Here is a 21811-nt window from a genome sequence, read left to right as displayed (position 1 = left end):
TTTCGTTTTGAAGATTAGAAATTCAAATTAAAGCCAAAGGACAGGGACAAAGCCTGCGGATATGGATTATCCGTACCAAGTTCAGGATCGAAACCTTTATATCCCGTAAAGGTGGCAACGTTCTGGGCATCTATAAAGAAACGGGCACCCTGAATAAACTTACTGGCAGTAAAAACAGATTTAGGTAACGAATATCCCAACGTAACATTTTTCAGCTTCACATAACTACCGTTCATCAGATAGAAGTCATTAGTGCCGGTAGGATTAGAGCTATCATACGGATTCGTTGCAATTCCCGGCATCCAACCTGTCCCATTTTGGCTATTCCACACTTCATTCAAAACAGCTATGTATGTATTTCCAGGAGCACTGCCACTATTTCCAAGAGCGGAAGCGTCGGGAAGCTGTCCACGTGATTTCTTGTTTCCGAATGATCCATAGAAATAGAAGTTAAGGTCAAATCCTTTGTAACTGAGTGTATTGCCCAGACCGGCAAACCAACGGGGTCTCTTATTACCCAATTTCACTACATCTTTAGAGTCCAGTACATTATCTCCATTCACATCCACATATTTAATATTGCCTACATTCGCATTTGGCATATAACTTGGAATATCCTCTTTAGAAGTAATGATTCCATCTGTTTTCCATCCGTAAATAGCATCCAATTCATCCTTTTCACCAATATAATCGGCCAATGCAACCTCAGGGTTACGTTTTACCCAACTTGCCTTAAAATAGGACAGGTTAAAGATTGTTTCCCATTGCAGATACTTGGAAGTAAGATTATTACTATGTAATGAGAATTCAAAACCCTGACTTTTCGTTTCACCAATATTGGCAGCCACACGTCCAACAGCATTATTCGATGGTAACTGTTGATAATCCAATAAATCTTTCACCCCGCGATGGAAAAATTCAATAGAACCATTGATACGCTGATTGAATAATCCGTAATCAATACCAATATTCAAAGTATAATTCGTCTCCCACTTCAAATCGGGATTTGCAATTTGTGTCAAAGCCAAACCTGTACGAACGGTATTGCCTATCAAATAATTATAACCGGACTGGTAAAGAGAGATAGAATTCACCCCTAATACATTTTCATTACCCACAGCCCCATATCCTACGCGTAGTTTCAAATCACTGAACACAGTTTTATCCTTCATGAAGGCCTCTTCATTGATACGCCATGCCAATGACACACTTGGGAAAATTCCCCACTTATTATTTTCTGCAAAATAGCTTGAACCATCCCGACGTGCAGTAAAAGTAACAATATAACGATCCATCAGCGAATAATTCAAACGAACGAATTGCGACAGCTTGATGCGCTCATTCTTCCATGAGCGAAGGCTTTCCCTCTCTTTATCCGAAGCTATCCCCACGTTATTGTAACCAAAAGCATCTGTAAAGAAATCAAAGGCGGCAAGACCAAAACCATCATCCGCAGTCTTGTAATAACCGGCGCCTAAAACTGCCGATATACGATGGATATCCGAGAATGTCTTATTATAATTCAGGAAAGCCTCAGCACTTAAGTTCATCACTTTTGCATTTCCCAGATATGCAAAACCTTTATCCAGTGCTGTTTGATTAGACTTAACCGGAATATAGAATTTACGGACACTGGACTGACTATCATAACCACCAACACCACGCAAAGACATTCCATCAAATAACTTCAATTCAAAAGTAGGTGCTATAAAAATACGCTCCGTCGTAGTTTTATCTTCCACTTCATTAAAAGAAGCCGGATTGTTGATGATCTTATTGTAAGAGCGGGTATAGTTTCCATTTTCATCTTTAACAGGAATATCCGGTGCATAACGGAATGCATTGACCAACATATTATCTCCCTTACCAGCATCTCCTACAGAAGTACTATGAGCGGTAATATTAGAATAACTCATCTTAATGCCGGCTTTGAATATCTTACTGAATTCCTGATCCAGATTCATGCGGATGCTATGACGAGCCATATCCGATTGCTTCAACATACCTACATTATCATAAAAATTGTAAGAGAAATAGTATTTCGTTTTCTCGGTGCCACCATTTACCGACACGTTTTGATCGACAATATATCCCGTACGGCTTACTTCATCCAGCCAGTCTGTCTCAGCCGTATAACCGTCTACATTCTCAAAGATCGGAGTGTATCCATTCCAATCAACAGCGTTATCGCCATATACCCCCATCTTATTATTGTACAGGTAATATTCTTTTGTCCAAAAGTTAGTTTGTTCACGAAAATCATGTGCTCCAAGCACTTTCGGATAATCTTTCTTTAACTGCGCCGTTACCACACTACGATATTCCACTTTTGGTTTACCACTTTTACCACTTTTGGTTGTAATCAGGACAACACCATTCGCCGCAGAAGCACCATAAATGGCAGCAGCTGATGCATCTTTCAGTACTTCAATGCTTTCAATATCACTCGGATTGATACTATTCAACGGATCACGATCCACCCCCGTTTTATAGTCAATACCGGATATACCAGGATCAGCTGTCGAGTTGTTTTGCAGAGGCACCCCATCTATTACATACAACGGTGCATTACTTCCATTCGGAGATACCGAACCACGGATATTGATAGCAATTCCGGCACCCGGCTGAGCCGAAGTCTGGATAGCACTCATACCGGTGACTTTACCTTGCAACATCTGGCTTACGCTGGATGAACTGACAGTGTTCAGTTCTTCGGCTTTCACAGAAGCAATGGCTCCGGTAATATCTTTCTTCCTCGATGTACCATAACCAATTACTACTACTTCATCTAACGTCTCACTGTCCTCACGGAGTATCACTTTAAGTGGCCTGCCAGCCTGTGCAGTGACTTCCTGCTTTTGATATCCTATATAAGAGAAAACCAATACATCCCCCGCTTTTACACTGAGTGTAAACTGACCTTCAATATCAGTAATAGCTCCTGTCGATGTACCTTTAACAGATACATTTACACCGATTAACGGTTCTTCATTGGCATCCACTACCGTACCTTTTACAGTAATCAATTGTTGAGTGACAGATAATACCTCGTTAGAAGTTGCATACATGCCGATGAATCCTGTCTGTAGGATTCCGGCCATACATAAGGCAAAAATTCTGTGTTTTTTCATTTCATGATAGATTTTTAATTAATAAAACTTGATGCTGCAAATGTAAGGGCCCACCTAAAACATCCTAAAACGATATCAGACAAAACACCACTAATTATCGGACACGATGAGAAGATAATGAAACTTTAAGGACACAAAATGGACAATAGGGATGCATCATGCTGACAATCAATACATAACAAAAAGAAGCCGGGCCACATTTTATTGTAGTCCGGCAAAGCATAATTAAAAAAACAGGTGTTATTATCTGACTATTTCTTCCATATATGCTTTCGGTGTCTTACCGTATCTCTCCGAAAAACACTTCGCAAAATAAGATGCAGATGAAAAACCTACCATGTACATGACTTCATTTACTGTAAACTTCTTCTGGCTAAGCAGCATTGCAGCTTTCTTCAACCGGATGGATTTTATATAATCAACCGCAGTATTCCCCGTCAGTAATTTCAATTTCCGATAAATCTGCTTTTCATTCAATCCTGAAAGTTCAGCCAACTTCTGAACATTCAATGCCGGATCTTCCATATGTTCCTCTATAAGTTTTGTAACACTTGCCAAGAATTTCTCATCCGGAGTCTCTGTCATTTTCATTTCTTCCTGCGATGAATCTTCCTTTTGCGATTGATAAGCTTTCCTCACCAGCAGATCTTTATTGGCGACTATCTGGTTGATTCTTGCTATCAAGTGTTCTATCTCAAACGGTTTTGCCAGAAAAGCATCTACCCCCAGTTTATAAGCGTCCAGTTCAGTCTGCTTATTGTCTTTTGCAGTAAGCAGTATAATAGGAATAGTAGCAGTTGTCAAATTACGCTTCAGCAATCGACTCATTTCGATGCCATCCATAACAGGCATCATAATATCCGCCACAATAATATCGGGCAATAGTTGCATTGCAGTTTCCAGACCGGAATTTCCATTGTGAACAACTGTACACTGCATGCCTTTCAGATTATCCGCTATAAACCGGGCGATTTCTATATTATCTTCCACAATCAATACCCGCAAGCCTCGTTCGTCTGTCAGATTGGTAGCAAAAGAAAGCCTCTTCACATCTTCCGTTCCGAGAGCAGGCAATAACAGAGTAAAAGTAGTCCCCTTACCGATTTCCGATTCTACTTGAACCTCACCATAATGTTGTGTCACATATTTCTTTACCATTGAAAGTCCGATACCCGAACCATCTTTATTAACTTCCCGGCTTTGCCTGGATTGATAAAAACGATCAAAAATATAAGGCAAATCTTCTTGAGAAATTCCCAAACCTGTATCAGAAACACTTAACTTCAACAACATTTTTTGAGAATCCGATTGCTGTATTTCCATTGTTATGCATATTCTCCCTCCTGCCTCTGTGAATTTATAAGCATTCGACAACAGATTATTCAGAATAGATTCCAGCTTCAAAGGATCAGCCTCTATATAAATGGATGCAGCATGAGATTCAAATTCAAGGGAAATTCCTTTAGTATCACATGCTTCCCGATAAGTGGACGCAACACTCTGCACAAACTCAACAGCTTCCAAATAGGATAATATCGAAGGAGAAGAATCTGAAAAATCCTCTTTAAAATTAACAATCTGAACCACCATAGAATTCAGTTTCATCGTGTTTTCCTGTATAGTTTGCAGCAATGCTTTCGACTGGCTATTCCTGGTAGTGCTCAGAAGTTTATTAATAGGACCCAATATCAGACTAAGAGGCGTTTTCAGTTCATGCGACATATTAGTAAGGAATTCCATTTTCATTTGCGATAATGCCAATGTCTTCTGTTTGTCCATTTCTGTAATATGAAGCTTTGTTTTCACCCTATAGTAGTTAATACCTGCAATGAATAATACTATGATTACAGCAACAACAAGCAGACGAAACCAAACTGTATAATACCAAGGTGCCTGCACTATGATATCCAACGTCCTGATGCTCTCGATATGATGAGATTGGGCAACTTGTTTGCCTATCTCCAAATGATAAGTGCCATATCCCAAATACGAATATTCAACCAACGAATGATATGGATTCAATGCCTTCCATGATTCATCGAGTTCCTTTATCCTATAAAAATATCCGGACTGACGTTCATTCTCCCGTAGTAATTTCCCGATAGAGAAGCGAAAAGCCACACTATTCTCTTCCGGATACAAATTCAATTGCTTGCAATAGGAGATGTCTTTATCCAGCAAGAAACGCCCATTCACTTCCCGTCGGGGAGAAATGGCTTCTCCATTGACGTATATTTCTGAAATGATAGCAGCCGGCTCAATACTACGTTCATTCTTCAGACACTCATCCGGATAAAGCACCAGACAATGATCTATTCCTCCCAACCATATCAAGTGATTCTGCCGGTCATAATAGCAATTTTTATACTGTGCAGCCGCTAAATCCACAATGTGTTCAACCACATGTGTTTGTTTATGGATGACCCCTACACTACGACTTGTCAGAAACCAGATATAATCTCCACATGAAGTCATATTGTTAATTTCTCCATACTCTTCCGTATAACTGCTCACATCTATTTCTTCCAACAGATTATCCTGTGGATTCACTTTAAAAAGAGCATCCCTATGCGCACCCCATATTTCACCATTTTCATCACAAAAAATAGCTTTAATGCCCTTACAAGGAATGGAAGTCAATTGCTCCGGAAAATGAAAAGCTTTATTTTCCCGGTTATCTATTTTATACAACCGCCTTTCTGCATTTACCCAGATATTTCCATTTACATCACAAAACATACCCAGGCATCCATCGTATTCCAACTTGAATGTTTCGTTCATCACACAATAGTTACAGGCAGCAGGAATCAATTTATTGGAATGCGTAAACAAATCTTCTCTTTTCACACCAAATATACCTCCAGAACAGGTTGCCAACCAGATATTTCCTCCCAAGTCTTCACTGATACCATAGGTCCAGATAGCATTTTTCCCGCTATTCTTAATCTTCTACATTACAGAATACGAATTTCTTTTCTCTATCATCAAACCAGGCAAAACCTCCATCTGTACCAATCCAGATAATTCCACTCCTATCTTCATAGATTGTTCTTATGGTATTATTGGGAATTCGATGTTCGCCCTGCTTCTTGAAAAAGATGGATTGTCCGGAAGATACATTATAATATCCCAATCCATTCGTCCCTCCAAACCAATAATTCCCATGACTATCATGCAGAATACGATTGATCCAGTTTCCCTCAGTCGTATTGATAAGATCACTCCAGCCAACCCTTAGAAAACATGTTTCTTTGGGTATAAACGAAATGCCACCGTCCACTCCCAGCCATTTATTACCTTCCGTATCTTCAAAAAGACTCCAGACACAATCATTCAACAGACTACCATCACTCTGTGTATTGTGGAAATAGTGCATCCATTTTTGCGTCCCGATATTAAAGGTGTACAAACCGCTATTCGTTCCCACCCATAATGAACCGTCCTTCTCTTTCATCAGTACTTTTACTGATATTCCCTCCAACTCCGGTATTCGTATGGATTGATGTGTCTGCAAATTACATTTCAATAATCCCCTGTCACTTCCCAGCCAAAGAATACCGTTATCATAAAGCATGCAGAGCAACATATCGTCTTTTACTGAAAAATTATTCAAAAGAATAGGTTCCCGTCTGGCATGTGAAAGTTCAAATGAAAAGAGTCCTCTTGTATCGGTCAATAAAATGAAAGTCCCATCAGGTAAAAGTAAATGTTGTATCATGCGATAACCGCTCCAGGAGTACAAAACATCTGATTTCTTCTCGTCCATATTCAACCGGACTATCCTGTTTACACAGAACACCAACACCTCCCGTGAATTGATTTTATGCAATCCGGTCACCTCATCATGCACAAAACCTTCAATGGAAGTCAGTTCCAATGTTTGCAGATTAAACAAATATAAGCCTTGTCGGCTTCCAATCAAATATTCAGTTGGCGATAAACTGCAATAAACGCTATATGCTCCGATACCTGGCGTTTTTCTAACGAATGATTCACCATCAAACATCATAAGTCCATTTGAACTCCCCCAAACTCTTCCGATAGAATCCTGGAAGAAAAAATCAAAATGATCAATATCCAAACTTTTATTTACGAAAGACCTGGATTGAAAAAGCGTTGAGAAATCAAAATGAGACTGGCTGCATACCGACAGAGATTGGAAAAAGAGAATAAACAGGAATAATATCAAACGGGTTTTCATAGCAATTAAATTACTGGTATACGATGCAAAAATAACATTTTACTTTATCTTATTTACTTAATTCTATGAAAAATTTTATTCTCACAAAAGGATCAATAGTCAACAATACCAACCTATTTATTTTATAATCGACAAGCGAAAAGGATAAAAAGAGAAATGATTTATTCAAAGGCCATTACCCGAATAAATCATTTCTCTCTTTTAATTTAAAAATATGGTAAAAACTAAACGCTTATCACTGTAGTTTAAACGTCACAGGTACTGTAAACTTGCAGCGTACAGGCACACCACGTTGTTTACCAGGTATCCATTTCGGCATGGTAGAAATTACACGGACTGCTTCTTTGTCCAGATAAGGATCGACACCTCTTATCACTTTCACATCTACAATACTTCCGTCTTTATTGACAACGAACTGCACCGTTACACGACCCTGAGTTCCATTCTCTTGTGGAATAGTAGGATATTTGATATTCTTGCCCAAGTACTGTAAAAGACCGGCTGTGCCACCATCAGGAAATTGCGGATTTTCTTCCACAATCACAAAAATTTCATCTTCTACCACCACTTCTTCATCCACTGTAACCGGTATGTGCTTAATTACTACATCTTCACCTGTTTCCTCCGAAGATGCAAAATTCGTTTCTTCTGCAGTAGCGTCATCATCTATTATCGTCAAAACATCATTAATAGGAGTTACCTGAGGAGGGGGTGGAGGAGTTACTTCAGGCTGCCTTGTAAGAGGGATCTCCATGTCCTGCTCAAATACATTCTCGGCGATACGACCACTCGTATCAACCCTGATGTCACGAGTCCATTCGAATGCAACGAACATGAAGGCGAGTACAGTTACATAACCGACAAGCAGCCACGTTGGCCTCTTGTTTTCCAGGTTTGCTTTGGGTGTTTTTTTGGTTTCCATAGTTTACAAATTAGTTACCGCATAATGTTTATTTGTTTAAATTCAACATTATACAGATGTTGTTAGTAATACGAAAACACTTGTGGCCACTATTTTCTGTATTAAAGGTAGTTGAATAACTGTTAAGTTGTTATCGGAGAGATTCATAAATATGCTTTTTTAATATCTGTTTGACAAAATTGCTTAGCAAAAAGATTATTTACGGCAGAATGCTTAAGAATAGTAAAAAAACAGTTACCTTTGCCAGACAAATTAATTCTAAAGATGAAACAAACAAAATCAGGGAAAAGTGACGTTATTTTGCGTACACTGAGCCCTTACGATCCGAAGGTACAACGCTATCTTTCCCTCTCTAAACAAATTGAGCAATTGATGAATAATGCAGAAGATGAAAATGACGCATGTATTTCTATTGAACTGGTGGCAGAATTCTGCGTGCTGCAGGAAGAGCTTTATCAGGAAGCACTAAAAAAGCACAAAGAAGAAGCCAACTAACCTTCTCCATTGCCGATATAACGAAGTACATAACAAAAACGGAAAGGCCCTGGGATACACCAAGTCCGTACCTACTCCCTACCTACTCCTTACCTACTCCTTACATAGTCCTTGTCTAAAGACAGGGAGAAGGTCCGGAGTTGGTAGGGAATGGGCAAGGAATTGGAAAGAATCAGGTATGCAAAACCTCCAGGAATAAATTCATTTTCATATCACACATAGGCTTTTTCCTTGTATCCGATTAATTTTATAAAAAGATTGCAACCGGAATCATGATAAAGTTGTATCTTTGCACCGTTTTATGTATTTCGGAAATAAATAATAACGACGATATGATAGATAAAATCAACCAGCTTCTGCAAGAAGTGGAAGCACTGAAAGCTGCCAACGCCGAGGAACTGGAAGCACTCCGCATCAAATTCCTTAGTAAAAAAGGTGCAATCAACGACTTGATGGCGGATTTCCGTAACGTGGCTGCCGAACAGAAGAAAGAAGTCGGCATGAGACTGAATGAACTGAAGAACAAGGCACAGGAAAAGATTGCTGCCCTGAAAGAACAGTTCGAAAGTCAGGATACGGGCTGTGATGACATTGACCTTACACGTTCCGCTTATCCGGTAGAATTGGGCACACGCCATCCGCTCACCATCGTAAAGAACGAAATCATCGATATATTTGCCCGTTTGGGATTCAGCATTGCCGAAGGCCCGGAAATAGAGGATGACTGGCATGTGTTCTCCGCATTGAATTTCGCCGAAGATCACCCTGCACGCGATATGCAAGATACTTTCTTCATCGAAGCTCATCCTGATATTGTATTGCGTACACACACCTCATCCGTGCAAACCCGCGTAATGGAAGTTTCACAACCTCCTATCCGCATCATTTGTCCGGGACGTGTATATCGTAATGAGGCCATCAGCTACCGTGCACACTGTTTCTTCCATCAGGTAGAGGCTTTGTATGTAGACAAAGATGTATCTTTCACCGACTTGAAACAGGTATTGTTACTCTTTGCCAAAGAGATGTTTGGTGAAGACACTAAAATCCGTTTACGCCCTTCTTACTTCCCGTTCACGGAACCCAGTGCGGAAATGGACATCAGCTGTAACATTTGCGGTGGAAAGGGGTGCCCGTTCTGTAAGCATACCGGCTGGGTTGAAATCCTCGGTTGCGGTATGGTAGATCCGAATGTATTGGAAAGCAACGGCATCGATAGTAAAGTATATAGCGGATATGCCCTCGGCATGGGTATCGAGCGTATTACGAACCTGAAATACCAGGTGAAGGACCTTCGTATGTTCTCTGAAAACGACACGAGATTCCTGAAAGAATTCGAAGCCGCTTACTAATAACCGACATATACCGGGCGAATGATTATCCGCTCCTACAATGATATACCATTCCGGATATCACAAAACAAGTAGGCGATATATAATCATTCGCCCGGATATATTTTCTTAGCTCTTACTCAAGCTGCCCATTATGAAAGATAGACTTGTCACTCCCAGCTATTGTTTTATTCTTGCAGCCAACTTCCTGCTGTACTTCGGCTTCTGGTTGCTGATACCGGTACTTCCATTCTACCTGTCCGAAGTATTTAGTACCGGAAATTCAACAATCGGCATTATTCTTTCCTGTTATACAGTAGCAGCTTTATGCATCCGTCCTTTTTCCGGTTACTTCCTGGATAGCTTTGCACGTAAACCTCTGTATCTGATGGCTTATTTTATCTTTATGACCATGTTTGCCGGATACATCATTGCCGGTTCACTTACGTTATTCATCCTGTTTCGTATCATACAGGGCGTATCGTTCGGAATGGTGACCGTAGGCGGTAATACGGTGGTCATCGACATCATGCCTTCTTCACGACGCGGAGAAGGATTGGGATACTATGGGCTTTCGAATAATATTGCAATGGCAGTTGGTCCGATGTCCGGATTGTTTCTGCATGATGCAGGAATGAGTTTCACAACTATATTCTGTTGTTCACTGGGTTCATGTATGGCAGGCTTCGTCTGTGCTTCCCTTGTCAAAACACCCTATAAGCCTCCTGTGAGGCGAGAACCGATCTCCCTCGACCGTTTTATATTATTAAAAGGTATTCCGGCGGGTATCAGCCTGTTACTGCTTTCGATTCCTTATGGAATGACAACGAACTATGTGGCTATGTATGCCAAACAGATCGGGATCAATGCCACTACGGGGTTCTTTTTTACCTTCATGGCGATAGGTATGGCTATCTCGCGTATCTTCTCCGGAAAGATAGTGGACAGGGGTAAGATAACACAGGTTATCTCTGCCGGACTGTATCTCGTAGTATTCAGTTTCTTCCTGCTTTCAGCGTGTGTATATCTTATCAGCTGGAACAACATGCTATGTACTGTTGTTTTCTTTGCCGTAGCCCTGCTGCTGGGAGTAGGTTTCGGTATCATGTTTCCGGCTTACAACACCCTGTTCGTCAACCTCGCCCCCAACAGTCAACGTGGTACTGCCACTTCTACCTATCTGACTTCCTGGGATGTAGGCATCGGTATCGGTATGTTGGCAGGAGGATATATTGCGGAGGTCAGCACCTTCGATAAAGCTTATTTGTTCGGGGCTTGCCTCACCATTGTCTCTATGCTTTACTTCAATGGAAAAGTGGCTCCTCATTACCATAAAAATAAATTGCGATGAGAAAAAAAGAACGTTACGAAAAAATTCTTGCCTGGTTTCGGGAGAATCGTCCCGTAGCCGAAACGGAACTGCATTATGAAACTCCGTTCCAACTGCTGATAGCAGTCATCCTCTCCGCCCAATGTACAGACAAGCGGGTGAATATGATTGTTCCACCGTTGTATCGCGACTTCCCTACCCCGGAAGTCCTTGCTGCCAGTACACCGGAAGTAATATACGAATATATCCGTAGCGTATCTTATCCCAATAACAAAGCAAAACACCTGGTGGGTATGGCACAAATGTTGGTGAAAGACTTCAACAGTGAAGTGCCCGATACACTGGAAGAACTTATAAAATTACCCGGTGTAGGACGCAAGACGGCAAACGTCATCCAATCCGTTGTATTTAACAAAGCCGCAATGGCAGTAGATACTCATGTATTTCGTGTAAGCCACCGCCTCGGCCTGGTTTCGGATGCGTGTACCACGCCGTTCAGTGTAGAAAAAGAACTGGTGAAAAATATCCCGGAAGCGGATATTCCCATTGCACATCACTGGCTTATCTTACATGGAAGATACGTCTGCCAGGCACGTACACCGCAATGTGATAAGTGCGGTTTGCAATTGATGTGCAAATACTATTGCGAGAAGTATAAAGTTAGCAAAGAGAAGCCGAAAGATAAAGAATAAACGACGGATTCATAGCAAAAGAAAGAAATAAATGCTAACTTTGCGCTCACGAAAACGAATTAATAACACTTTTAAATAAAATAGAGTATTATGACAATTGATCAATTCAACTTTGCCGGTAAAAAGGCATTCGTTCGTGTGGACTTCAATGTGCCTCTGGACGAAAACTTCAACATTACAGATGATAACCGTATGCGTGCTGCTCTTCCTACGTTGAAGAAAATTCTGGCTGACGGTGGTAGTATAATTATTGGTTCTCACCTCGGTCGTCCGAAAGGTCCGGCTGACAAATTCTCACTGAAACACATTCTGAATCATCTTTCCGAATTGTTGGGTGTTGACGTACAATTCGCTAACGACTGTATGGGCGAAGAAGCTGCTGTTAAGGCTGCTGCTCTGCAACCGGGTGAAGTGCTGTTGCTCGAGAACCTTCGTTTCTATGCTGAAGAAGAAGGCAAACCCCGTGGTTTGGCTGAAGACGCTACAGACGAAGAAAAAGCTGCTGCTAAGAAAGCCGTTAAAGAAAGCCAGAAGGAATTCACCAAGAAATTGGCTTCTTACGCTGACTGCTATGTAAATGACGCTTTCGGTACAGCTCACCGCGCACACGCTTCTACAGCTTTGATCGCTAAATATTTCGACAAAGACAGCAAAATGTTCGGTTACCTGATGGAGAAAGAAGTGAAGGCTGTTGATAAAGTATTGAATGACATCAAACGTCCGTTCACTGCTATCATGGGTGGTTCTAAAGTTTCTTCTAAAATTGAAATTATCGAAAATCTGCTGAGCAAGGTTGACAACCTGATTATCGCAGGTGGTATGACTTATACTTTCACTAAGGCTATGGGTGGTAAGATCGGTATTTCTATCTGCGAAGATGACAAACTGGATCTGGCTCTCGACCTGATGAAAAAGGCTAAAGAAAAAGGTGTAAATATGGTACTGGCTGTTGATGCAAAGATTGCTGACGCTTTCTCTAACGACGCTAACACTAAGTTCTGTCCGGTTGACCAAATTCCTGATGGTTGGGAAGGTCTGGATATCGGTCCTGAAACTGAGAAAATCTTCACAGACGTTATCAAAAACTCCAAGACTATCTTATGGAATGGCCCGACAGGTGTATTCGAATTCGAAAACTTCACTCACGGCTCACGTGCAGTAGGCGAAGCTATCGTAGAGGCTACTAAAAACGGTGCATTCTCACTTGTAGGTGGTGGTGACTCTGTAGCTTGCGTTAACAAGTTCGGCTTGGCAAGCGGTGTTTCTTACGTTTCAACAGGTGGTGGTGCATTGCTCGAAGCAATCGAAGGAAAAGTTCTTCCGGGTATCGCTGCTATCAACGAATAAGAATAAACATTATCATACCAAAAGGCAGCTCTTTGAAAAGAAGGGTTGCCTTTTTTAATCTTATATTTTTATAGTAAACGATCAATTATCTTCCCTAACACATTTATCATAGAAATGAGACGAACTTTGTTATCCTTTGCTTTCCTACTTTCCGCACTGATAGCAACAGCACAAGATGCATGTTTGAACGATGTAGTAAATACCCTTAAAGACCGTATCAAACTCGCAGGCTACGCACAGGTGGGTTATACCTACGATGATGCCGACGGCAGCAGTAATACGTTCGACATCAAGCGGGTTATCTTTATGGCAGAAGGTAGAATTACTGACCGTTGGTTGTGCTACTTCATGTACAGCTTTGCCAATACTGGAAAAATCCTTGAAGCATATACCGAATATAAATTCCTTCCGCAACTGACTGCCCGCATCGGACAATTCAAAACCATGTATACCATTGAAAACCCAATGTCTCCCTGCTATGTGGAACTGATTAATTGCTACTCGCAATCTGTCAATTATCTGGCTGGCATCAATGGCAGTGATCCTTTGTATGGCTCGAGTAGCGGACGTGATATGGGACTCCTGATCTATGGTGATCTGTTTGGAAAACTGGTGAACTATAATCTTGCGGTAATGAATGGGCAAGGTATCAACCTGAAAGATAAAAACAATCAGAAGGATATTGTAGGTAGCCTGATGGTCCATCCACTCGACTGGCTGTCTGTAGGCGGTTCATTTGTAAAAGGGAAAGGATGTGCTGTGGCCGTTTCCAGCCTTAATCCCGACATACAGGTAGGCGAAAACTATACCCGTAACCGGTGGTCGGCAGGTGCAGTCATTAAAACCAAACCGGTGGATGTGCGCACGGAATACCTGGCCGGAAAAGACGGACGCATCAAAAGTGACGGTTATTATGTAACAGCATCTGCACATGTATTCCCGAAAGTAGATGTAATAGCATCTTATGATTATCTTAATAAGAGCAAAGTACTCGATGATAAGCAAAGTAATTATGTAGTAGGTTTACAATATTGGTTCTATCCTAAATGCAGGGTACAGGCACAGTATACATACTGCAACCGCCATATCGGAGATAACAGTAACCTGCTGCAAGCGCAATTGCAAGTGCGCTTCTAAAGAAAAACCTTATATACCATGGACTACACCGAAATTCTGAAAGAAATATACGAAGAGATACAGCCATACGCCCAAATGGGTAAACCGGCAAGCTATATTCCTGAGTTGCTGAAAGTCAATCCTGATTGCTATGGCATTTGCCTGCGTACTATTGAAGGAAAAGAATATGCCCAAGGAGACAGTGACGAGCGTTTCGCCGTACAAAGTATTTCAAAAGTATTCTCTCTTGCGATAAGTTTCAGCCGGATGGGCAATGAACTCTGGAAACGTATAGGTGTAGAACCATCCGGTAATGCATTCAACTCCATCTTCCAGCTGGAAATGGAGAAAGGAATTCCCCGCAATCCTCTCATCAATGCGGGAGCATTAGTAATGGCAGACATCCTGCTTTCAGTACTCGATAATCCGGAAAAGGATTATCTCGCTTTCGTACGGAAACTTTGCGACAACAACCAGATTGAATATAATGAAGGTATGGCAACTTCCGAACGGGAGCATGGCTATCTGAATGCTGCCATTACCAACATGCTGAAATATCATGGAAATATAGAAAACGATATTGAGCGGGTACTTCACTTTTATTTTCTTCAATGTTCCATAGGCATGAGTTGCCGGGAACTGGCACGTTCTTTCCTTCCTTTCGCCGATCATACAAGACCGTTCAGTTTTAATGGAATCGAACTGACGACTTCACAAGTGAAACGTATCAATGCCATTATGCAGACCTGCGGCTTCTACGATGAAGCCGGAGAATTCTCTTATCTGGTGGGGCTACCCGGAAAAAGTGGTGTTGGTGGTGGCATTGCAGCTGTCTGCCCACGCAAGTATGCAGTAGCAGTATGGAGTCCGCGACTTAACTCTAAAGGTAACTCTGTGATGGGCATGAAAGCCCTTGAATTGCTGACAACTAAAACAGCTATCAGTATTTTCTAAGACCCCGAACTTTTTGGCATCATTTTTGTACCTTATATTAATAAAGTATTAAAGAAAGGACTGAATATGAATGAACAATCCATCCAAAAACAATATAATCAAATAGTCAGTTTATTGGAAGATAAACGATTGAAAGAAGCTCTCGTTCAACTGGATGCTTTCTTATATAATGGTAACGACTGGAGTCTGCGTAACCGACTGGAACAAATCCAGACTTCCTATCAATATATGTTGCAATACATGAAACTGGGTATGAAAGACCCGGAACGGCAGAAACTGTATCGTCAACTATTGGCTGATACATGGGAGATTGCTGACCAGACACGTATTGCATTATTAGATGAAATATCCACCCACTATTACCACTCCCTGCGCAGGAATCCCAACCAACTTCCGAAGGCTTATGACCTTTCCGGCCAGCAAAAGATCCTGGAAGGCTTTGCAGATGAAATGGCTGTATCACAGTTAGCAAATTATCAGGGCTTAGACGCTATCCTGAGACGGCATGAAGAAACACATCAGGTAATGTTTCTTACTACCTGGAGCAACAGTAGTTGGACTTTGGAAGAATTTGCCCAGGCAGAAGATATGCTTCGTTCGGAGACATTGCCAACCAATGACTTATGCCTGTTTGTCAGTGCTGTCACACTCAGTTTAATGGAGTGTTTCGATGAGCGCAAAGTAAACTGGTTGCTCGACGGGCTTCGCCATACCAATCCGCAAATCAACCAAAGGGCATTGGTAGGACTTGTTATTACCTTGCATCTCTATCCTTCACGCATTGCACTTTATCCGGAATTGGAAGCACGTATTTCTCTTTTCAGAGAAGACCCGAACTTCAGCAAGCAGGTGAACCGCATTTATATCCAGCTACTTCGTAGCCAGGAAACGGAGAAGATCGACAGGAAGATGCGGGAAGAAATCATTCCTGAAATGATGAAGAACGTGAATATCATGCGCAACATGAAGTTCGGTTTTGAAGAAACAGATGAAAATGACCGCAATCCTGACTGGGAACAAGCTTTCGAGCAATCGGGTTTGGGGGATAAAATACGCGAGATGAACGATCTGCAACTGGAAGGAGCAGATGTCTATATGAGCACGTTCGCACAACTCAAAGGGTATCCTTTTTTCCGCGAACCACATAACTGGTTCTATCCTTTCGACCGGATGCATTCCAGCATTATCCATCAGGTGGGTTTGAACCAGAGTGATGAGAGTTCTGTCCTCTCTATCATCCTGCAATCAGGATTCTTCTGCAACAGTGATAAGTATTCATTTTGCTTCACTATTGCACAACTTCCGCAGGGACAACGTGACATGATGCTAAACCAGATGACCCCTCAGGATCAAAGCGACTTTATGGAAGAAAAGAATAGTGCCAGCCTGAAACAATATGCTGAACGGCCTGATGTTATCAGTAACCAGTACATTCACGATTTATACCGTTTCTTCAAACTTAGCCAACGCAGATTCGAGTTTCATAATATCTTCCAGGAAGAGATTGCATTGCACCGCAATCCGGTACTGAAAGAATTGTTGAGTGCTCCCGAATTATTAGTAGCCGTTGCCGACTTCCACTTCAGCAAGGAACATCCTGCAGAAGCGTTGGAACTCTACCGGATATTAATAGACCGGAAACAGGCCAATGCGGACATTTTCCAAAAGACAGGTTTCTGCCTGCAAAAGGAGAAACGCTATCAGGAAGCTGTGGACGCTTATCTGAAAGCCGATATGCTGAAGCCCGATCACCTGTGGACACTTCGCCATCTGGCTACCTGTTACCGCCAGATGAAGAATTTCGATGCAGCTTTGGAATACTATCACCGCGTAGAAGCTATCCAACCGGAAAATCGCAATGTATTGTTCTATACCGGTAGTTGCCTGGCAGAACAAAAAAGGTATGACGATGCCCTGCAATATTTCTTCAAGTTAGACTTCCTGGAAAACGACTGTATGAAGGCATGGCGCGGCATTGGCTGGTGTTCATTTGTCAGTGGTAAGCACGAACAGGCTATGAAGTATTATGACAAACTCCTTGCTGCCAAGCCACTTGCTACGGATTATCTCAATGCCGGACACGTGGCCTGGGTACTGGGAAACATAGAAAAAGCAGTCGGGCTATATGGCAAGGCCATGGCAGAAAGCGGAAGTAAAGATGCTTTCCTTGAAATATTCGACAGAGACCGGAGCAGTCTTCTCAAACAAGGTATTGCAGGAGAAGAAATTCCATTAATGCTGGATATGATTGAATAAAGACATAAATAAGTAGCTGATGAGGAAATATTGTATACTGGCTGTATTCTGTTGCCTTAGCTATCTGGCAGCAGCACAAAGTCCTGTAGAGAAAGGACTGGAAAGCATAAACCGGGCATCTGCCGAAGCGTATATCGGTTTTCTGGCTCACGATGAATTACAAGGGCGGGAAGCCGGATACCATGGTTCGAAGGTAGCTGCCCAATATATTGCTTCATTGCTTCAGGCAATGGGAATACAACCATTGGGAGACAGCTATTTTCAACCTTTTGAAGCATACAGAAGAGAACGCCAGAAAAGGGGAAGATTAGAAGTACACCCCGATTCAATAACCATATTCAAAAAGGAAGTGCATCAGAAACTCTCTATGGCAAATGTACTGGGAATGATCCCCGGCAAAAACACCAGTGAGTACGCTATTGTCGGTGCGCACCTTGATCATTTGGGAATAGATCCTGCTCTTGAAGGTGATCAAATTTATAATGGTGCTGATGATAATGCTTCCGGTGTATCAGCCGTTCTGCAAATAGCCAGAGCGTTCATTGCGAGCGGCAAACAACCGGAACGGAATATTATTTTTGCCTTCTGGGACGGTGAGGAGAAAGGATTGCTGGGTTCCAGATACTTTGTACAAACCTGTCCGTTCATTTCGCAGATCAAAGGATATCTGAACTTCGACATGATAGCCCGTAATAATAAGCCACAACAACCCATGCATGTAGTTTATTTCTATACGGAGGCTAATCCGGCTTTTGGAAAATGGCTAAAAGAAGATATAAAGAAATACAACCTCCGGCTGGAACCCGACTATCGTCCATGGGATAATCCCATAGGCGGTAGTGATAACGGTTCTTTTGCCAAAGCGGGAGTTCCTATTATCTGGTATCATACAGATGGGCACCCGGATTACCATCAGCCCTCCGATCATACAGACAAACTGAATTGGGAGAAGATAGTGGAGATAACCAAAGCATCCTTTCTGAATGCCTGGAATCTGGCGAACGAGAAAGAGTATTGAACTATACTTTCAATAATTCCCTGTACAATTTCTGTACAGGAAGCCCCATGATATTATAGTAACTACCCGAGATATTTTCCACTCCGATAAAACCGATCCACTCCTGCACTCCATAGGCACCGGCTTTATCCATCGGTTGGAAATTATCCACATAGTAGGCTATTTCCTCCTCACTTAAAGTGGCAAAACGCACCTCGGTTTGTGCAGTAAAACTACGCTGCCAATCGGTAGTCGTTATACATACACCGGTGAAAACTTCATGGGTACGCCCGGACATAGTGCGCAACATCTGCAAAGCATCTTCCCTATCCCGGGGTTTACCCAGCACCTTACCATCCAGCCATACAATTGTATCAGCAGTAATCATCAATTCACCGGGCTGCATCATGGCAACATAAGCGTCCGCCTTTTCTTTAGCAATATACAAAGGTATATCCGCACCCTGCAAAGTCTCAGGATAAGATTCATCCACATCGGGCAAAGTCCGCACTTCATAGTCCACACCTAAACCTGCAAGCAATTCCTTTCTTCGCGGAGAATTACTGGCAAGTATCACCTTATACTTTTTCAAATTGTCCAACACCGCCTCTTTAATTTTTAATTATTAATTATTAATTTGCTCGTCATCCTACCATCCGAAGGCTTTATCATCCATCCAAAGTCCCTGAACTTTCAGGACTTGTTCCACGACATCCCGGCCACAACCATAGCCGCCATTAGCATAAGATATATAGCGGGAAACAGCCTTCACTTCCGCTGATGCATCTTTAGGGCAACATGGCAATCCACATTCACGCATCACCTCGATATCGGGAATATCATCTCCTACATAAAGAATCTCTTCATTTTTAAGACTATGACGATCACGGAAATCATGATAATCATGGATTTTCACGGAAGAAGACATATAAATATCCACAGAAGGAATTCCCAAAGCCACGAAACGTTTGCGAACAGCCTCAGATCGTCCACCGGTTATGATACCCAATAGCAGCCCCTGTTTGCCGGCAAGGTGCAAGGCGTATCCATCCTTAATGTTCACGGTACGCATCGGTTCGCCATCCGGACTCATCGGGATAACATTAGCACTTAAGACGCCATCGACATCAAAAACAAGGGCCTTTATCTTCTTTAAATCGTAATTGATAGTACTCACTATATTCGGTTTTTAGTTGGGTTATTTATCAGAAACAACAATGCTTGTCAGGTGGTAAAACAATGCTTGTTATGCCTCAAAACATTGCTTGTTATACACCGGAACATTACTTGTTATGCAACCGATGTATGCTCTCGCTAACCAATCGATATAATTCCTGCATCTCCGGTTCACCCGCAAGCATCTCCAGATGTTTATTGATCACATTCTCATCATAACGTACAGCCGGCCCCGTCTGCGCTTGCTTTGGTTCCAATTCGTGCACTTTACGGGCTGTCTCATCAATCAAAGGCAGCATGGCATTAAATGGAAGATCATACATCTTCAATAATTCAGCCGCCAGGGCATACATGTGATTCGTGAAATTACAAGTAAACACAGCCGCCAGATGCAAGCTCCTCCGTTGCTCAGAAGTTGCCTCGTATACATTTTCCGAAAGAACAGAAGCAATTGCCTTTAATAGTTCTGTATCTTCAGACGAATTACTCTCTATAAAGAAAGGCACTACGCGAAAATCAACTTCGCGCTGCTTGCTGAAAGTCTGCATAGGATAAAACACTCCATAACGTGATGCTTTACCTTCCCAGATATTCATAGGAATACTTCCGGCTGTATGTACCAGTAAAGCATCTTCCTTTCCGGCAACAATTTCAGGTAATAATGTCACGAAAGCATCATCCTTTAAAGAGACAATATATAATCGGGCATCCTTAGACACTTCAGAAAGTTCGGTTGTATATCCAGCCTCCACCGTCTGCGCCAATGCACATGCAGCTTCTTTTGTACGGCTATATACCTGTACTATACGAAAGCCATTCTGATATAAAGCCTTAGCCAGATTAGTCGCGAGGTTTCCGGCACCGATAAAGACTATTGGCGTATCTTGTACACTCCTTTTCATCTTGTAGCCAGCCAATATAAAATAATTCCGAGAACTAACAGCGCCACAGGTAACAGATAAGCAGACATCGTACCGAGTAATGCTGTAATCAATCCGAAGTTCAGTATTAACCATAAACCAATCAACACCAGCCCTACAGACTTGTCACGCTTGAAAATGAGGAATATTACTGCTGTATAAAGCAAGAAGTTATCTTTATTCATCACCCACGGCAGGCCGATATTGGAGAAATGTATCAATTTATCCACCAGATAAAGTATGCCGAAAACAATCAGTGTAACAGCCGTAGCCCTGTAAGTATCGCGGTTATTGTTTGCTTTTGCTGCGCTCACCGTTACTTTCCTCCAAATTTATTGATATGAACTTTTTCCCATTGCAAATGTTCTTCACTAAAGGGCTTGCGCTCCATTCCCTTGTGTCCGATAGCAATGACACTGAGGACTTGTAGCTGCAAAGGAATATCGAGTACCTCGCGCACATATTCATCGGAAGGCATACCAGTAGCCGTAGAACGTTCGCGCACCTGTACCCAACAACTGCCTAAGCCCATATCTTCTGCCTGTAACTGTATAATAATCGAAGCAATGGAAGCATCTTCAATCCACACATCACTAACCAACGGATCGGCCGTCACCACAATTGCCAGCGGGGCATCAGCAATAAACTGCGACGATTGTGCCTTACAATGCGATAGTTTTTCTAGTAATTCCTTATCGTCCACCATGATAAATTGCCATGCATTTGTACGCTTGGAAGTAGGCGACATCAGTGCAGCTTTCATCAAAGCAACCACCTGTTCCTGTGTCAACTCTTCATTTGTAAACTTCCGCATGCTGCGGCGAACCTTTAGTAATTCACTGAAATTTTCCATATATCGTACTATTATTTATTAAGTAACAAGCTACCGGCTACGAATTACAAGTGGCTGCGCTAACATAGCCGAATGGCACTTGTAGCTCGT

Annotated in this window: 18 protein-coding genes; 9 read left to right on the top strand and 9 right to left on the bottom strand. The window is 42.0% G+C overall.

Annotated elements, in window-relative coordinates; translation table 11 throughout:
• Positions 1-14: 14 nt before the first annotated feature.
• The 4 genes from DWW10_RS13325 to DWW10_RS13310 form a co-directional block, all read right to left on the bottom strand.
• Positions 15-3131 (bottom strand): SusC/RagA family TonB-linked outer membrane protein, encoded by a 3117-nt coding sequence (locus DWW10_RS13325; RefSeq protein WP_022392801.1) that lies wholly within the window; start codon positions 3129-3131, stop codon positions 15-17.
• A gap of 243 nt (positions 3132-3374) precedes the next feature.
• Positions 3375-5978: a hybrid sensor histidine kinase/response regulator transcription factor gene (locus tag DWW10_RS13320; RefSeq protein WP_147350472.1), complete on the bottom strand. Its 2604-nt coding sequence runs from the start codon at positions 5976-5978 to the stop codon at positions 3375-3377.
• Between the two features lie 94 nt (positions 5979-6072).
• Positions 6073-7332 (bottom strand): ligand-binding sensor domain-containing protein, encoded by a 1260-nt coding sequence (locus tag DWW10_RS13315; protein ID WP_022392803.1) that lies wholly within the window; start codon positions 7330-7332, stop codon positions 6073-6075.
• 235 nt (positions 7333-7567) lie between these two features.
• Positions 7568-8254, bottom strand: a complete 687-nt coding sequence (locus DWW10_RS13310; protein WP_022392804.1) for an energy transducer TonB — start codon at positions 8252-8254, stop codon at positions 7568-7570.
• A gap of 264 nt (positions 8255-8518) precedes the next feature.
• On the opposite strand from DWW10_RS13310, the gene DWW10_RS13305 reads away from it, so the two are divergent.
• From DWW10_RS13305 to DWW10_RS13265, 9 genes are all read left to right on the top strand, one after another.
• On the top strand, positions 8519-8749 hold the full coding sequence (locus tag DWW10_RS13305; RefSeq protein ID WP_118422231.1) for a hypothetical protein: 231 nt from the start codon (positions 8519-8521) through the stop codon (positions 8747-8749).
• Positions 8750-9081: 332 nt separating this feature from the next.
• Positions 9082-10101, top strand: coding sequence for a phenylalanine--tRNA ligase subunit alpha (pheS, locus tag DWW10_RS13300; protein ID WP_022392806.1), 1020 nt, complete (start codon positions 9082-9084; stop codon positions 10099-10101).
• A 133-nt stretch (positions 10102-10234) separates the two neighbouring features.
• Positions 10235-11431 carry an MFS transporter gene (locus DWW10_RS13295; protein WP_022392807.1) on the top strand — a complete coding sequence of 399 codons (1197 nt, stop codon included), beginning with the start codon at positions 10235-10237 and terminating at the stop codon, positions 11429-11431.
• On the top strand, positions 11428-12102 hold the full coding sequence (gene nth, locus DWW10_RS13290) for an endonuclease III (protein ID WP_022392808.1): 675 nt from the start codon (positions 11428-11430) through the stop codon (positions 12100-12102). Before DWW10_RS13295 ends, nth begins: the two co-directional genes overlap by 4 nt.
• An 87-nt stretch (positions 12103-12189) precedes the next feature.
• Complete coding sequence (locus tag DWW10_RS13285) at positions 12190-13449, top strand: phosphoglycerate kinase (protein ID WP_118487072.1); 1260 nt, start codon at positions 12190-12192, stop codon at positions 13447-13449.
• Positions 13450-13563: 114 nt separating this feature from the next.
• Positions 13564-14586: a porin family protein gene (locus tag DWW10_RS13280; protein WP_022392810.1), complete on the top strand. Its 1023-nt coding sequence runs from the start codon at positions 13564-13566 to the stop codon at positions 14584-14586.
• 18 nt (positions 14587-14604) lie between these two features.
• Positions 14605-15519, top strand: a complete 915-nt coding sequence (locus tag DWW10_RS13275; RefSeq protein ID WP_022392811.1) for a glutaminase — start codon at positions 14605-14607, stop codon at positions 15517-15519.
• 66 nt (positions 15520-15585) lie between these two features.
• On the top strand, positions 15586-17775 hold the full coding sequence (locus DWW10_RS13270; RefSeq protein WP_022392812.1) for a tetratricopeptide repeat protein: 2190 nt from the start codon (positions 15586-15588) through the stop codon (positions 17773-17775).
• A gap of 19 nt (positions 17776-17794) precedes the next feature.
• Positions 17795-18793, top strand: a complete 999-nt coding sequence (locus tag DWW10_RS13265; protein ID WP_022392813.1) for a M20/M25/M40 family metallo-hydrolase — start codon at positions 17795-17797, stop codon at positions 18791-18793.
• A 1-nt stretch (position 18794) separates the two neighbouring features.
• Here DWW10_RS13265 and DWW10_RS13260 read toward each other — a convergent pair whose 3' ends face one another.
• The 5 genes from DWW10_RS13260 to DWW10_RS13240 form a co-directional block, all read right to left on the bottom strand.
• On the bottom strand, positions 18795-19376 hold the full coding sequence (locus tag DWW10_RS13260) for a Maf-like protein (protein ID WP_007664386.1): 582 nt from the start codon (positions 19374-19376) through the stop codon (positions 18795-18797).
• Positions 19377-19421: 45 nt separating this feature from the next.
• Complete coding sequence (locus tag DWW10_RS13255) at positions 19422-19949, bottom strand: KdsC family phosphatase (protein WP_022392814.1); 528 nt, start codon at positions 19947-19949, stop codon at positions 19422-19424.
• A gap of 106 nt (positions 19950-20055) precedes the next feature.
• Positions 20056-20850, bottom strand: a complete 795-nt coding sequence (locus DWW10_RS13250; RefSeq protein ID WP_022392815.1) for a Rossmann-like and DUF2520 domain-containing protein — start codon at positions 20848-20850, stop codon at positions 20056-20058.
• Entirely contained in the window at positions 20847-21182 is a 336-nt protein-coding gene (locus tag DWW10_RS13245; protein ID WP_022392816.1) for a hypothetical protein, read from the bottom strand. Before DWW10_RS13245 ends, DWW10_RS13250 begins: the two co-directional genes overlap by 4 nt.
• Positions 21183-21184: 2 nt before the next feature.
• Positions 21185-21721 carry a nitroreductase family protein gene (locus DWW10_RS13240; RefSeq protein WP_022392817.1) on the bottom strand — a complete coding sequence of 179 codons (537 nt, stop codon included), beginning with the start codon at positions 21719-21721 and terminating at the stop codon, positions 21185-21187.
• Between the last annotated feature and the right edge of the window lie 90 nt (positions 21722-21811).

This window comes from Bacteroides intestinalis, from assembly GCF_003464595.1.
Taxonomy (GTDB): domain Bacteria; phylum Bacteroidota; class Bacteroidia; order Bacteroidales; family Bacteroidaceae; genus Bacteroides; species Bacteroides intestinalis_A.
The sequence above is the reverse complement of the archived record's forward strand: the minus strand, read 5'-3'. Positions and strand labels throughout refer to the sequence as shown.

Bases quoted from the DNA above. Each gene is read 5' to 3' on its own strand.
- DWW10_RS13275 (WP_022392811.1), top strand. From the start codon at position 14,605: ATGGACTACACCGAAATTCTGAAAGAAATATACGAAGAGATACAGCCA.
- DWW10_RS13315 (WP_022392803.1), bottom strand. From the start codon at position 7,332: ATGAAAACCCGTTTGATATTATTCCTGTTTATTCTCTTTTTCCAATCT.
- DWW10_RS13310 (WP_022392804.1), bottom strand. From the start codon at position 8,254: ATGGAAACCAAAAAAACACCCAAAGCAAACCTGGAAAACAAGAGGCCA.
- DWW10_RS13280 (WP_022392810.1), top strand. From the start codon at position 13,564: ATGAGACGAACTTTGTTATCCTTTGCTTTCCTACTTTCCGCACTGATA.
- DWW10_RS13325 (WP_022392801.1), bottom strand. From the start codon at position 3,131: ATGAAAAAACACAGAATTTTTGCCTTATGTATGGCCGGAATCCTACAG.
- DWW10_RS13250 (WP_022392815.1), bottom strand. From the start codon at position 20,850: ATGAAAAGGAGTGTACAAGATACGCCAATAGTCTTTATCGGTGCCGGA.
- nth (WP_022392808.1), top strand. From the start codon at position 11,428: ATGAGAAAAAAAGAACGTTACGAAAAAATTCTTGCCTGGTTTCGGGAG.
- DWW10_RS13270 (WP_022392812.1), top strand. From the start codon at position 15,586: ATGAATGAACAATCCATCCAAAAACAATATAATCAAATAGTCAGTTTA.
- DWW10_RS13295 (WP_022392807.1), top strand. From the start codon at position 10,235: ATGAAAGATAGACTTGTCACTCCCAGCTATTGTTTTATTCTTGCAGCC.
- DWW10_RS13305 (WP_118422231.1), top strand. From the start codon at position 8,519: ATGAAACAAACAAAATCAGGGAAAAGTGACGTTATTTTGCGTACACTG.
- DWW10_RS13265 (WP_022392813.1), top strand. From the start codon at position 17,795: ATGAGGAAATATTGTATACTGGCTGTATTCTGTTGCCTTAGCTATCTG.
- pheS (WP_022392806.1), top strand. From the start codon at position 9,082: ATGATAGATAAAATCAACCAGCTTCTGCAAGAAGTGGAAGCACTGAAA.
- DWW10_RS13240 (WP_022392817.1), bottom strand. From the start codon at position 21,721: ATGGAAAATTTCAGTGAATTACTAAAGGTTCGCCGCAGCATGCGGAAG.